10 protein-coding genes are annotated in these 13,564 nt (G+C 60.0%); 1 reads left to right on the forward strand and 9 read right to left on the reverse strand.

Going from position 1 to position 13,564, the window contains the following annotated elements:
• Positions 1 to 55: 55 nt before the first annotated feature.
• The 4 genes from PH547_RS22545 to PH547_RS22560 are packed head-to-tail and all read right to left on the reverse strand — an operon-like array spanning position 56 to position 4,682.
• Positions 56 to 1,054 carry an ABC transporter permease gene (locus tag PH547_RS22545; RefSeq protein WP_004129662.1) on the reverse strand — a complete coding sequence of 333 codons (999 nt, stop codon included), beginning with the start codon at positions 1,052 to 1,054 and terminating at the stop codon, positions 56 to 58.
• Positions 1,055 to 1,059: 5 nt separating this feature from the next.
• Positions 1,060 to 2,001: an ABC transporter permease gene (locus PH547_RS22550; protein WP_004129665.1), complete on the reverse strand. Its 942-nt coding sequence runs from the start codon at positions 1,999 to 2,001 to the stop codon at positions 1,060 to 1,062.
• 9 nt (positions 2,002 to 2,010) lie between these two features.
• Complete coding sequence (locus PH547_RS22555) at positions 2,011 to 3,537, reverse strand: sugar ABC transporter ATP-binding protein (protein ID WP_028753489.1); 1,527 nt, start codon at positions 3,535 to 3,537, stop codon at positions 2,011 to 2,013.
• 56 nt (positions 3,538 to 3,593) lie between these two features.
• Positions 3,594 to 4,682: an ABC transporter substrate-binding protein gene (locus PH547_RS22560; RefSeq protein ID WP_004129668.1), complete on the reverse strand. Its 1,089-nt coding sequence runs from the start codon at positions 4,680 to 4,682 to the stop codon at positions 3,594 to 3,596.
• 662 nt (positions 4,683 to 5,344) lie between these two features.
• Between PH547_RS22560 and PH547_RS22565 the strand changes: the two genes are divergently transcribed.
• Positions 5,345 to 6,451, forward strand: coding sequence for an NAD(P)-dependent alcohol dehydrogenase (locus PH547_RS22565; RefSeq protein ID WP_004129670.1), 1,107 nt, complete (start codon positions 5,345 to 5,347; stop codon positions 6,449 to 6,451).
• Positions 6,452 to 7,217: 766 nt separating this feature from the next.
• Here PH547_RS22565 and PH547_RS22570 read toward each other — a convergent pair.
• The 5 genes from PH547_RS22570 to PH547_RS22590 form a co-directional block, all read right to left on the reverse strand.
• On the reverse strand, positions 7,218 to 8,705 hold the full coding sequence (locus PH547_RS22570) for an NAD-dependent succinate-semialdehyde dehydrogenase (RefSeq protein ID WP_004129672.1): 1,488 nt from the start codon (positions 8,703 to 8,705) through the stop codon (positions 7,218 to 7,220).
• A 23-nt stretch (positions 8,706 to 8,728) separates the two neighbouring features.
• Positions 8,729 to 9,748 carry an ABC transporter permease gene (locus PH547_RS22575; RefSeq protein ID WP_004129685.1) on the reverse strand — a complete coding sequence of 340 codons (1,020 nt, stop codon included), beginning with the start codon at positions 9,746 to 9,748 and terminating at the stop codon, positions 8,729 to 8,731.
• A 12-nt stretch (positions 9,749 to 9,760) separates the two neighbouring features.
• Positions 9,761 to 10,735, reverse strand: a complete 975-nt coding sequence (locus tag PH547_RS22580; RefSeq protein ID WP_004129689.1) for an ABC transporter permease — start codon at positions 10,733 to 10,735, stop codon at positions 9,761 to 9,763.
• Positions 10,732 to 12,285 carry a sugar ABC transporter ATP-binding protein gene (locus PH547_RS22585; protein WP_037155962.1) on the reverse strand — a complete coding sequence of 518 codons (1,554 nt, stop codon included), beginning with the start codon at positions 12,283 to 12,285 and terminating at the stop codon, positions 10,732 to 10,734. The genes PH547_RS22580 and PH547_RS22585 overlap by 4 nt, the downstream gene beginning before the upstream one ends.
• A 90-nt stretch (positions 12,286 to 12,375) precedes the next feature.
• Positions 12,376 to 13,542 (reverse strand): ABC transporter substrate-binding protein, encoded by a 1,167-nt coding sequence (locus tag PH547_RS22590; RefSeq protein ID WP_004129694.1) that lies wholly within the window; start codon positions 13,540 to 13,542, stop codon positions 12,376 to 12,378.
• Positions 13,543 to 13,564 lie beyond the last annotated feature (22 nt).

Here is a 13,564-nt window from a genome sequence, read left to right on the forward strand (position 1 = left end):
TCCTGCATTCTCCCGCGTTGACACCGGGAATGACCTGTCTGGCATCCTGTGCGGGCTAGACGCGACCGACACGTGCGCCGTAAATGATCGCCGCAAGAGCGATGATCCCGCCCTGGACGATAAGCTTGCCGGGCTCCTGGATGCCGAACACGGTCAACATCGCAAATAGGAAACTGAAGGCGACGACCGCCACGAAAGGCCCCGCGACGCCGCCGCGGTCGACGCCGAACGTCACCCCACCGAGAATCGTCGCGGCGAGAGCGTTCATGAAGGTGTCGAAGCCGGGCTTGATCGTTCCAACGGCCAGCGCAGACACCTGAACCAGGGCGGCGATGCCCGTCAGCGTGCCCGCCAGCGTATGCGAGACAAAAATCGTTCGAGCCAGAGGTATGCCTGTTATCTCCGCCGCCCTCGGATTGTCGCCGACAGCGCGGAAGTAGCGCCCGAGGATCAGGAAGCGGAACGCTAGTGCGACGACCACGGAAATCCCGATCCAGACGATAACGGAGTAAGACAGGCCGTAGATGTTCCCGCTCGTCAGGACGCGAAGCCAGCTTGGTGTCGAACCCGGTGCACGGCCGGAACTCATGAACTGGACGATCCCGATGAGGATCGCCGATACGCTCAGCGTCGCGATGACCGCGGAGGCGCGGACATAGGCCACGAGGGCGCCGTTGATCAGACCGACGGCAAGGCCGATGACGATCGTCATCAGGACCGTGACGAAGGGCGGGTAACTGTTGAGGAGCCCGGAGCTGGCGAGATAGATCGAAAAAGCAAACACGCCACTGACCGAGAGATCAATAGAACGCACCCGCATGACAAGAGATTGCGCCAGCACCGCGATCCCGAGCGGCGCTGACTGTTTCAGGATCACGAACCAATAGTTCGGATTGATCAGCGTCGCACTTACCGCGGGGGCCAAAGCGATCAGGATTGCGAGCACGTAATATGCCGGGGGCAAGCCGAGCACCCAGGAAAGTGTGCGCTTGGCGGTGAGAGTGCGGGATGGCGTCTCAATTTTCGCATCTGCTGTGGTCATCGAGAGGTCCATCTCTTTCAAAGTCCGATCGTTTTGCGACGCTGCGAAACGACGAGTGCCAGCAGCAGAAGGCCCTTCACGACCGACTGGAGGAATGCCGAGACGTTGGCGAGGTTCATCACGTTGTTGACGATGCCGAGGATAGCCGCGCCGGCGACAGTGCCGAGGATGCTACCGATACCGCCAGCTAGGTGAACACCCCCGAGCGCTGCTGCGGTAACGGATTCAATTCCGAAGGTAGCACCCCCCTTGGGATCGCCCGAGGCAAGGCGGCCCGCGAGGAACATCCCGGCAGCACAAGCAAATAGCGCCGACAGGATGTAGGCTTTAATGACTGTGCGCTCGACCGGGACGCCATTCATGCGGGCATTGAAATCGTTACCCCCCGAAGCGAACAGGTAAAGGCCAAACGGCCTGCGATAAAGCATCCAGGCAGCAACGACGGTGGCGGCGATCAGCCAGAGCAGCGAGTTTGGCACGGGCCCGACCGAACCCGCGACTGACGCCGACAGCCAATCAGGCACCTTCCCGCCGGGGATCGGGAGAATGATAAGCGCCAGTCCCTGGCCGATCCCCATGGTTGCCAGGGTCATGATGATCGGGTGGACGTTAAGCCTGGCTACGCCGTATCCGTTGGCCAGTCCGAATGCGATCGCAACCGCAATGCAAAGCACGACACGGACAACCTCTGGCATGTCGAGTGTCATGATCGTGGTCGTCACGCTGATGATCGAACCAACGGAAACGTCCAGGCCGCCCGTCAGGATCACAAAGGTCTGGCCGAGCGCAGAAATGACAAGAACAGTAGATTGGGCCAGCAGGTTCGACAGATTCTCCGGCGCCAGAAATTCTGGAAGCAGGATGACCGAGGCGACCACCAGCACGAATAGCGTCCCGATCGACAGCCGGATCGCACCCGCCCGGTAAGGAGTCTTCAGGAAGTTTGCGATGGTATTCATGTATCCTCCTCAATGAACAGCGGCGCGCGGATCGTGCGCGAAGTTCGAACCTAGTGCGGTTCCCAGGATGGTTTCCTCTGTGGCATCGAGCGCGGGCATCTGCCCGACGATCTTTTTGTCGTGAACGACCAGGATGTTGTCACACAGCCCGATCAGTTCGGCGTGCTCGCGCGACGAGACGATCACTGCACCGCCACGATCGGCAAAATCGCGAAGCAGCTTGTAGATTTCCGCTTTCGCGCCGACATCGACGCCCCGTGTCGGCTCCTCGATGACAAGGATATCGACCCCCGAAAGCAGCCAGCGGCACAGAAGCACCTTTTGCTGGTTTCCACCCGAAAGTTTGCCGACGGGCGAGGCGGGGTCGGCAGCCGCAACACGGAGCGACTTTATGACATCGTGAACCCTGGAGATGGAACGCCATGCAACGCTCGCCATGTTCCGGTTCAACTGCTTGCCAAGTGCGATGTTGTCGTAGATCGGAAGCCGAAGAAACAGGCCTTCCTGCTTGCGGTCTTCAGGAATGAAACCAATGCCCGCTGAGATGGCACTCGAAAAGCCTGAGGATACGTTCACATCGATCATGCTGTCGTCGCGGCGACGCTGGACGCTCGCAGCTGCGGCGGGTTCGACCCCGACGACCGCACGCATGATTTCACGCTGCCCCTGGCCCTCCAGCCCGGCGAGCCCGATGATCTCGCCCGTGCGTACGGAAAAACCGACTGGCGGGCCATGGTCATTGAGACGAAGCCCTGCCACGACGAGCATCGGCGATCCAATGGCCTGTGCCCTCGGCGGAAAGAAACTCTGAAGTTCGCGTCCAACCATGGTTGCCACGAGCGTTTGGAGATTAAAGTCTTCTGCCCTGGCTGTCTTTACCCAAGCCCCGTCCTTCATGACGGTGATGGTGTCGCACAGTTCGAACACCTCGTTCATCCGATGCGAGATGTAGACGACAGCCTTGTTTTGCGCCTTCAGATCGCGGATGACCTTGAAGAGATGAGCGACGTCCGTTGAGTTTAGTGCCGCGGTCGGTTCATCGAAAATGAAGACATCGGCATTGGATGTCAGGCCTTTGGCGATTTCCACTGCCTGCTGCTGGGCAACCGTCAGCGTTTCCACAATCGCCGTCGCGTCCAGTTGAGGGAAAACGTCGGCAAGCAGCTTGCGGGATCGCTCGACGACCTCGGCGGTGTCTATCGACCCATCGGCACGCCGCGGTTCGTGTCCAAGAAACATGTTTTCGGCGACCGTGAGATTGGGGATCAGGGTGAACTCCTGAAACACTGTCGACACCCCGGCGAGACGCGCTTCCTTGGGGGACCGGAAGGTCACCTCTTCTCCTCGCAGACGGATGCGTCCAGCGGTCTGTTGATAGACGCCGGCCAGAATTCGCATCAGCGTGGATTTTCCCGCCCCGTTCTCGCCCATCAACGCGTGGACGGAGCCGCGTTCAAGCGAAAATTGAACATTCGACAGGACTTTGGTCGCACCAAAGGACTTGTTGATGCTGACCATCTCGACAAGCATACTCATGAACACTTCCATCTGCGAGGGTGAAGACGGCGCGCTTTGTCCGCGCCCTCCATGCGTCAGGCCTTGAAGTACTCGAGGAGCTTCTCATTCGGCATTTCTGTCGGGGCCCAGTAAGCGTCCGTGAGATCGGAGCGGTAAAACTGTGCAAGATTTTCGTCGACGATCGGCTTGGGCCGGTTGGTCCAGTTGCGCTGGATCGGCTTGCCTTCGAGAAGCGCGAAGGACGCCCGCAGGGCTGCCGTCGAAAGAGCCGGAGGGCAAATGGGCCCAATCGAAGAGAGCTTTTCATCATTCCAACGACGCATCCATCCGTTCAGGGCTTCTCCCGTGATCGGTGGAATGGTGGAAGCCCCGGCTTCCTGCAGCGCGTCCAGGACCCCGAGCGACATATTTGCGCCGTCAGTCCAGACCCCGGCGACATCGGGATCAGAGAGATAGAGGCTTTCGGCGATCTTCTTTGAGTCCTCGTAGGACCAGCTGCCGTGCTGGGTTGAGGTGATTTGGAGACCGGACTTGCTGAAGACTTCCATCGCCCCGGCGTAACGATCAGCATCGATCGGATGCCCGGCGACGCCGCGCAGCACCCACACTTTTCCCTTGTTGCCTAGTTTGTCGACCAGGAACTGAGCCATCACCCGACCGAAATAGAAGTCGTCGCCCTGGACCTGCACCGTGAAATCCTCGGTGTCGACGCGACCGAGATAGACGACCGTCGGAATGCCGGCGGCCTTTGCCTTCCTGATGCCTTCCACGGCCGAGCCTGTTGTAAGCGGCGCAATGATGATTGCATCGACTTTTTGTGCGATCAGATCTTCGATGTCGGCGACCTGTTTTGAGGCGTTGAGGTCGGCGCTTCGGAATTGATAGTCGGCGACACGGGCCTTGTTCCTGCTAATCTCGTATTCGGCTTCGAACGCGGTCTGATAGGTGTGCGTTGAACCGGCCAGGCCATAGTGGCTGTGACCGATCTTCCAGGGACCTGCCTTGGCGAACTTACCAGCTTCGACGACGGGGTTTTCCCCTTCGGACGGCCAAGTGTCGGGCAGCAGGGCGATCGTATCGTCTGCCCGCAGGATGCCCGGTATTCCGAACGCGCCCGCTGCAATCAAGGCACTGCCCGTCTGCAGGAATGTACGTCTTTTCATCAGAAGTCTCCTCCTCTTGCCACCCAACGCGGCCATTTTGTCTGCGACCTGGAGCGCCGTTATCTTCCAGCCATCGCCGAATTCTCCCCAAACGGCAGATCGCATCATTATGAATAAGCAGACAATCTGTCAATAAACTATCTTGAATTTCGGCTTTTCGACGTGTCGTCTGTGTTATCACGCTGATTTAGTTATTCTTTTATTGCGGCTCGGTTCGATATAGCAATAAGACAAAGCAACCGTCCGTCACCTCACCCCAAGAGCGCGCAAGAGGAAACAGAGGAGACCGCGCCTCGCCAGCGAGGTTCATGAAAAGGAAGTTTGGCGCCATGATCGCTACCATTGCCCGGAAAACGAGGCTGCGAGGCAGGAAATATGGGCACCACCGTCAGCCGGAGCGTTCGATGAACGTCACGTCAGACTCAGTCAATCTGTCAGGTGAATTCCAGTTTTCAGACAGCCCCCAATTCGGACCAAGATCTAGTCGGCCGCATTGCCCTGAGGAAGCAATTGATATTACATTGCTTTGTTTCTTTATGTGTCGTGTAGCGCGCTGGCATGGCCCCAGCGAGCATTTCGTTCACTAAAGATAATTGACTGATTGTCTGCTAACTCCTACAAGTGTCACCCACCGGCCGAGCGCGCACTGAAGGAGTCATTTTATGAAAGAAGCATACGCTGCAATTTCGCGCGAAAAGGCAAAGCCTCTTGTTCTGGAGTGCATCGGGATCGATCAACCTCGCCCCGACGAAATCCTCGTCCGGATCGTGGCGAGCGGTGTCTGCCACACCGACATGGTTGTTCGCGACCAAGGATATGACGTACCGCAGCCCGTGGTTCTCGGCCATGAAGGCTCCGGCGTCGTGGAAGTGGTCGGGGCCGATGTAAAAGGGCTTTCGCCCGGTGACCACGTGGCTCTAAGCTACGCATATTGCGGGAAATGCGAGAAGTGCCGGGGAGGCACGCCTTATTATTGTGAAGACTTTTTCGGCAGAAATTTCCGTGGCACCCGGCCGGATGGCAGTTGCCCGCTACATGATTCACACGGTACCCAGATCAGCGGGTGCTTCTTCGAGCAGTCTTCTTTCGCCACCTACGCCATCGCCAGCGAGCGCAATGCGGTCAAGGTTTCCAAAGATGTTCCGCTCGAACTCATGGGACCGCTGGGCTGCGGGCTGCAAACGGGCGCCGGAGCGGTTCTCAACTGCCTCAAGCCCCAACCGGGATCTTCCATTGCAGTGTTCGGCGCGGGTGCGGTCGGCATGGCAGCCGTAATGGCGGCGAAGATCGCCGGATGCTCGACCATCATCGTGATCGACCTTAACGATGAACGTCTCGAACTGGCGATTGAACTGGGTGCAACCCACATCATAAACGCCCGAAATGGGGATAGCGTCAAGGCAATCAGGGAAATCATTCCCGAAGGCGCAGACTTCAGTCTCGAATGCACGAGCTCGCCGAAGGTGTTTCGCCAAGCGGTCGATTGCCTCGGCACCCCAGGAACCTGTGGACTGGTCGGATCGTCCGCACTCGGAACGGAAGGGATCGTCGATATCGGCAACTTTCTGTTCGGCCGTACGCTCGTCGGTGTGGTCGAAGGCCAGAGCATTCCCTCCAAATTCATACCCGAGCTCATCGAATACTGGCAGCAGGGACGGTTCCCGTTCGACAAGCTCGTCCAGTTCTACGATCTCAACCAGATCAACGAGGCAATGGCCGATTCCGAGAGCGGCAAGGTCATCAAGCCGATCCTGCGCATGAAGCACTAAGCTCTCGTCACGAACATTGTCCAGAAGTCAGCCTCCCAAGGCAACGTCCGGCGGGGCCGTGGTCGTCACGGTCTCGCCCGGACACTCTGGAACGCAGGTGTGAGGCGCAACACCGTTTCATCATTGCAACGCGACCAAGTCGCGGTAACGAGAGTGAGCTCTTCCAGGTCAAAATATTAGTCTGCGACGGCGCAGTTTCTCGGCGATCTGTGACCGCCGCATCAGGGCCTTGCGGCAGTTGACGGCCGCAAGCCATTGCAGAATCTGCAAATGTGAAGTGAGGTTCAACTGATGCTGCCCTTTAGTCATAAGAGCACTGGGGCGGGCAGGCACGAGCGTCCCGACACGTGCGCCTTGCGTCAACGTGCCACCAGGAAAATGCCAGACAACCGGTGATGATCTTGCCAGCGAGCGGCCGGTGGCGCGCTGTCCTCGTCCCGTCGAAAAATACCTACGAAACTATCGAGATGGGTCATCAGACGTTGCGTCAACGCGAGCCTTAAGCAGACAGACCCAGCACAAAGGTGAGTCTAGCGCCTGCCTCTCTCCGCACGTTCCGACGTTCCATTGCCGTTCTGCCCTCGACGTTCGCCTGGGCAGCGTGATCGGCCGGGTCCTGCTCGCGGTCGACCGCCTCTTTTTGAAGGCTGTCGGCGCGGTCTTGACCAAGAGTTTCCCCGCCTACTGCAGAATGTGTCATCGGGCCTCCGTGACCAGCTAAAACATTGCGGGTGGCGAGCCTTAAGACGCGCCACCAACCGTTGGACTACGACTGTATGCCGCCCATGCAGACGTATTTCATCGAAAGGAAGTCATCCATGCCGTATTTTGAGCCCTCGCGGCCGAACCCCGACTGCTTGACGCCGCCGAACGGTGCCACCTCCGTCGAGATCAGGCCGGTGTTGACGCCGACCATCCCGTACTCCAGGGCCTCCGTAACCTTCCAGACATTTCGAAGGTCGTTGGCGTAGAAGTAGGCAGCGAGACCGAACTCGGTGTCGTTGGCCAGTTCAATGACCTCGTCTGTCGTTTCGAACCTGAAGACCGGGGCGAGCGGCGCAAAGGTCTCCTCTCGTGCGACCTTCATTTCCTTTGTGGCTTCCGAGAGAAGCGTCGGCTGGACGAAGGTGCCACCACGCTCGTCCCTTGCACCGCCGACAACGACCTTCGCACCCTTACCGACAGCGTCATCGATGTGGCTGTAGAGCTTCGCTACTGCATCCTCGTTGATCAGCGGACCGATGGTGGCTCCATCCTCGAACCCGTCAAGGACCTTGAGCGCAGAAACCCGCGCCGCCAGTTTTTCTATGAAGCGGTCGTAAACCCCGCTCTGGACGTAGAGACGGTTGGCGCAAACGCAGGTCTGGCCGGCATTGCGGAACTTGGACAGCATCGCTCCTTCCACGGCCTCGTCGAGGTCGGCATCGTCGAAGACGATGAAGGGAGCGTTGCCGCCGAGTTCGAGGCTGAGCTTCATGATCTTTTGTGCGCCCTGCGCCATCAGGATGCGCCCGACCTCGGTAGACCCTGTGAAGGTCAGCTTCTTGACGACGGGGTTCGAGCAGACTTCTTCACCGAACATCCGGGCGTTGTCTGTCGGCAGGACGCTGAACAGGCCGCCGGGTATTCCCGCACGCTCAGCGAGGATGGCAAGAGCAAGGGCCGACAATGGGGTTTCGGCGGCCGGCTTGAAGATGATGGCGCAGCCGGATGCCAGCGCCGGGGCGATCTTGCGGCAGACCATGGCGGAAGGAAAGTTCCAGGGCGCGATGGCCGCCACCACGCCGACGGGCTGTTTGATGACTACTAGGCGCTTGTCGGCCTGATGCCCCGGAATGGTGTCCCCGTAAACACGCTTGGCTTCTTCCCCGAACCATTCAATGTAGGAAGCGCCGTAGGCGATCTCGCCGCGTGCCTCGGCCAGAGGCTTGCCCATCTCGGACGTCAGGATGATCGCGAGGTCCTCGGTGTTGGCCGTGACGAGGTCGAAGAACTTCCGCATGACGCCGGCACGTTCCTTGCCCGATCGTGCGGCCCACTTTTTCTGGGCGAGTTTGGCGACGTCGATGGCTTCGCGGACGTCCTGGAGTCCTGCGCTCGGGAGGCTCGCAATCACGTCCCCAGTCGAGGGATTGTGGACCTGGATCGTCTTGCCGCTCGCGCCCTCTTTTCGCCAGTCGCCTCCTACCAGCATTTCCTCGCGTACCAGGGAGGGGTCTTTCAGGCGATCCAGTAGAGCGGTGGAGATAGCCATTGATATTCCTTTCGATGCAACGTTCAAATCTGATTACGGATGTGTGGTGAGCGGGCGTAGATCGCGACCATGGGGACGATCAGCAGCCCTACGACGGCCTGTTGTGCCGGGAAACTGAGCCCCAGGCCGACGAGAAGCGAGGTCAGGACAGTAAGCACGAGGACGCCGAGGACCGTCGCTCCATACCCGCCGGCACCACCTAGAAGAGATGTTCCGCCGATAACGACCGCCGCCACGGTGGTGAACAGATAGGGATCACCGACCCCGACGAAACCGCCGCCGGAGAAACCGAGGAGCAGCATTCCGGTGAGTGCCGACATCGCCCCGCTGACGCTGTGGATCACTGTCCAGATCTTGAATTCCGAGATTCCGAGGCGGGCGGCGGCCGTGCGGCTCCCGCCAACAGCATAGAGGCTCCGGCCAAACCAGGTGTTGTGCATTATCCAGCCCAGGGCGACGGCGATGAAAGCCCATATGACGATAACCGGTGGAAACGGCAGACCGAAGAACTTGCCGTTGAACGCCGAAAGGTTGCGAAGCCATCCGGGGACGGGCGCAAAGACGGTACCGCCGAACTGCGATCCGAGCGAGGTGTAGATCTGGACCGCCCCGACGGCCGCGAAACCCAGGCCGAGCGACATGATCAGCGCCTGACCCTGCAGCCGGAAGCTGAGGGCGCCGTTGCAAGCCCCGACCAAAGTGCCAAGGACGAGCACGACGATCATGGCGACGGGCGCCGGAAGACCCGCCACCATGAGGCTTGGAAGCAGGATATTGGCGCCACCGATGATGTATGGGATGGAAAGATCCAGCGCTCCAACGAGCGCGCAGAGCGTCTGCCCGACAGACGCCAGCCCCAGGAAGGCGGCGAGCAGGAGGATCGATCGCGCGTTCTGCGGCGACACGAAGCCCGGCACGAGCAGCGCTCCAAGAATGAGCAGACATGCAAGGAGACAAAAGCCGATCGAAATACTCTTGTGCTTGCGCAAAGGGCTGGCGCCACGGGCCGCGCCGATTTCTGTGTTCAAGACAGTGGAGATCATTTCCTTACTCCCTCACGCGACAGTGCGGCGGCTGATGACGAAGACGTTCACGAGAAGTGATCCAACGAGGATCAGGCCAAAGGCCATTTGCGTAACGAAGCCCGAAACCGTACCGAAGTTGAAAGTGGACAGAAGATACGAGATGAGGAACATGTTGATCGCGCCGAGCGTCGAGCCGAGCGCACCGCCGCGCCCCCCGGAGAGACTGGCGCCACCAAGGACCAGCGCCGTGACTGCTTGCAGCGTGTAGGTGCTGCCCTGGGTCGGGTCGCCGGATGAGATCAGCGCGGTGTAGCTCAATGCGGCGAGCCCGGCAAAAACGCCGCCGACCATATGGGCGATGATGCGCACGACGTCGACCTGCACACCGCTGGTATAGGCCATCCGCTCGTCAGCGCCTGTCATCCGCAGGTTGCGGTAAAACATCGTGCCCCTCAGGACGCCCCAGATTGCGAAAGCGCCGAGCAGAAGCAACAGGACAGGCGAAAATACGCTCGTTCCCGCGCCCCAGCTTAGCATCCAGTCTGGAGCGACACCGCCGGGACGCGACATGACCATCAGGTTGACGCCCGACAGAACGAGGAAACCGGAGAGCGTGACGATGATGGGCGCGACGCGCACGTAGATGATCACGAGCGCTTGCACCAACTGGAACGCCGCTCCCAATCCCACCGCCCAGGCAATGATGGCGACAGGGTGCGTGATGCCGTTGCCGACCAGCCACGTAATGAGCGTGACGTTGATGAAGCCCATCAGCGGTCCGACGGAAAGGTCCACGGCTCCGCGGCCCGCCATGACGATCGGTGTTATCGCGAGCGCGGTGAGGATCAGCGGCGTTGCAACCAGAATGGCTCCGGCCAGACCATTGTTCGTGAACAGACCTTGGCCACGGAAGGCGACGGCGCAAAGGAGGACAAGGAAAAGCCCGGCCGGAACGTACAGCGAGCGGTCCTGCGTGACTTGACGGAAAGCGGTTGCAGACATCATGCGGTCCTTTCCAGATCGAAATCAACGGAAGCGTCCCGGGCTTTCCCGAACATAGCGGCGAGGATTGGTGCCTCGGCGATTTCCTCGCCGGTCAGGGATCGAAACAACGTTCCCCCAAAGAACACGTCGACGCGATCGGCAAACCCGATGAACTCCTCGATCTCAGTCGACAGGTAGATGACACTGCCGCCTTTTTCAGCAAACAGGCGGAGTTCGCGGTAGAGGTCGCGCTTGGTGCCGAGATCGACGCCGCGGGCGGGGTCATTCAGGAGGATGACTTGGGGATCGTTTGCGAAGGCGCGCCCGATGAGCACCTTCTGTTGGTTGCCACCCGACAGTGAGGTGATCCTGTTCGACGGGCTGCCGATCTTGATGCGCAGACGATCCACCTCGCGCTTGAACATCGGTTTCAGCGTGGGCTTGCGGATTACACCCAGGGGGCCGAGCTTCTTCCTGTAGACACCGATGGCGAGGTTTTCGAAGATGCTTTGTTGCGGGAAAATACCCTCGCGCTTGCGGTCCCCGGAGACGTAGGAAACACCGAGGTTTGCAGCATCGTCGAGCGATCGCAGCGGGACCATCTTGTCCGTATCCACCGAGCGGACCTTCACCTCGCCACCGAACGGCTGGATGATGCCGGCCAAGGCGCGGATAAAAGCGTCCTGCCCCTGCCCATCAAGCCCGGCTACGCCGACGATGCTCCCCTTGGGAAGGTCGAAATCGAACAGGCGCGCCGACCGGTGCGCGGCGAGACCTGTCGCAGTTAGTATTAGAGGGGCCGAGAGCGCCTTCATTCGGGAGGCGTATTCTGTCGCATCGCTGGCGCGCCGATCTGCCGGCGTCATCATGGACAGCAGGTTTTCCTCGGTAATCTCGTCCTTTCCGAGCGTACCGACAGTTATCCCATCACGCAGGATCGTCGCACGGTCGGCGATACGCACGAGTTCGGCGATCCGGTGGGTGACGATGAGGATCGTCGCGCCCTCGGCACGAAGGCGGTCGATTTCCGCATGGAGCCGGAGGGTCGAGTCGAGGTCGAGCGCGGCCGAAGATTCGTCGAGAATCAGCACCTGCGGCTTGCGAAGGATAGCCCGGGCGATGACGATCCACTGTTTGATGCTGAGTGGGAGGCTGCCTGCCAGCTGATCGAGGTCTACGGGTTTTCCGACGAGCCGCGCCACGATTTCAGCCGCTTCTGTCCGCCGATCGCCGGTCGACTGCGAACGAAAGACACCGTCACGACCGACATAGAGGTTCTCGAACACGCTGGCCTCGTCGGCAACCAGGACTTCCTGGAAGATGGTGGTCAGGCCGACCCGCTTGGCGTCGACGGGCGAGGCAACCTTTTCACCCAGGATCGTGACTTTGCCTGCGTCCGGATGCAAAACGCCCGACATGATCTTGGTCATCGTGCTCTTGCCGCTGCCGTTCTCGCCGACGATGGCGTGCACCTCTCCGGCGCGGGCCTCGAAGTCGCACTTCTTGAGTGCCCTCGTCTCCCCGAACGCCTTGGCGACATCTATCATTCTGACTGTTATCTCGCTGCCCATCGCAGACCTCCCACCCGCAACGTCCGCCAAGGCGGCTTTTACGATCATCCAAGGTCCCGCCCGGCGGTTAAGCCACCGGGCGGATCCGGCTTACTGGGCTACCGGCTTCCAGGGATCGGCAGGACGCTCGAAGTACTGGTCGGCAATCGCACTTGGGAACCATCCGTCCGCCTTCGGTTCGACGAAATCAGTCGAGTTCAAATCGCAATCCTCGGGGATCGCAGCGCGAACGTCATCGATTGTGAACGGCAGGACTGGGCGCAGGAAGGACTGCACCTTTGGCCCCTGCCCTTCGAGCGTGCGGAGCATGATCTCCCACATCTGCTGCATCTCGCGGCGCGGCGGCCAGATATGGAAGCCGGCATCAATCCATTCCGGATTCTTGCGCCAGTAACATGCCGCCGAAGCCTCGCCGCCCAGCGTAATCGGCACCATGTCGCGGCCCGACTGGAGCATGGCGTTCAACACGCCGTTCTCCTGCGCGCCCTGTGTCAGAATACCGTCAATCTGGATGGGGTTCGTCGCCAGAAATTTCTGCACCTCGACCTGTGCTACCTGGTCGGTCCACTTGCCAGCCACTTCGCCGACAATCTTGATGTCGGGATACTTTGCCAGCGCGTCTTTGGCGGCCTTGTCGAAGCTGTCGGATGAGGCGAAGCCAGGGATGCCCGACACGAGAAGCACGTTGCCTTTCTTGCCGATCTTGTCTGCGAGCCAGGTGGCCATCTGGCCCCCGCCCTGCGCGTGATTGGCAGCGCCGTTGATCGCGTAAGGCGACGTCACGTATCCTGAAAACGAGAAGACAGGAACGCCTGCCTTATAGGCGTACTCAATCGTCTGGTTGAGAGCGGTGACGTTCGAGCAGCAGATGATGATGGCATCAACACCATCATCAACCATCTGGCGCATCTGCTGGATCTGGACGGCGTCCTTGAGGTCGGACTGGGTGACCACGACTTCAGATACGAGCCCCGCTTTTTTGGAGCGCGGCAAGAGGTCATTCATGACGGCATCGAGGGCCGCTGCGCGCCACGTATTGCCGGCATAGCTACTGGCGTAGCCGATCTTCCAGGGCGGTCCCTTCTTCGGTTTGAAGTCCTTGTAGGCACTCGCTCCGAGCGGAACCTGCGGGTCGACGACCTCGTAGATTTTCTTCTCGTTGGCGGGGAGCTGGTCGACGCCGTCAGCCCAGGCCGTGGTCGTCAGGGCGCTGACCGCGATCAGCGCCCCCATGGTTCCGGTTAAACTCCGTCTCATTGGATGCTCCTCCCAAGAGATT

Origin of the sequence: Rhizobium cerradonense (genome assembly GCF_030182455.1) — a bacterium.
GTDB lineage: Bacteria > Pseudomonadota > Alphaproteobacteria > Rhizobiales > Rhizobiaceae > Rhizobium.

Coding starts and splice junctions, on each gene's coding strand:
- PH547_RS22545 (WP_004129662.1), bottom strand. CDS start 1,054: ATGGACCTCTCGATGACCACAGCAGATGCGAAAATTGAGACGCCATCC.
- PH547_RS22550 (WP_004129665.1), bottom strand. CDS start 2,001: ATGAATACCATCGCAAACTTCCTGAAGACTCCTTACCGGGCGGGTGCG.
- PH547_RS22590 (WP_004129694.1), bottom strand. CDS start 13,542: ATGAGACGGAGTTTAACCGGAACCATGGGGGCGCTGATCGCGGTCAGC.
- PH547_RS22560 (WP_004129668.1), bottom strand. CDS start 4,682: ATGAAAAGACGTACATTCCTGCAGACGGGCAGTGCCTTGATTGCAGCG.
- PH547_RS22580 (WP_004129689.1), bottom strand. CDS start 10,735: ATGATGTCTGCAACCGCTTTCCGTCAAGTCACGCAGGACCGCTCGCTG.
- PH547_RS22575 (WP_004129685.1), bottom strand. CDS start 9,748: ATGATCTCCACTGTCTTGAACACAGAAATCGGCGCGGCCCGTGGCGCC.
- PH547_RS22570 (WP_004129672.1), bottom strand. CDS start 8,705: ATGGCTATCTCCACCGCTCTACTGGATCGCCTGAAAGACCCCTCCCTG.
- PH547_RS22565 (WP_004129670.1), top strand. CDS start 5,345: ATGAAAGAAGCATACGCTGCAATTTCGCGCGAAAAGGCAAAGCCTCTT.
- PH547_RS22555 (WP_028753489.1), bottom strand. CDS start 3,537: ATGAGTATGCTTGTCGAGATGGTCAGCATCAACAAGTCCTTTGGTGCG.
- PH547_RS22585 (WP_037155962.1), bottom strand. CDS start 12,285: ATGGGCAGCGAGATAACAGTCAGAATGATAGATGTCGCCAAGGCGTTC.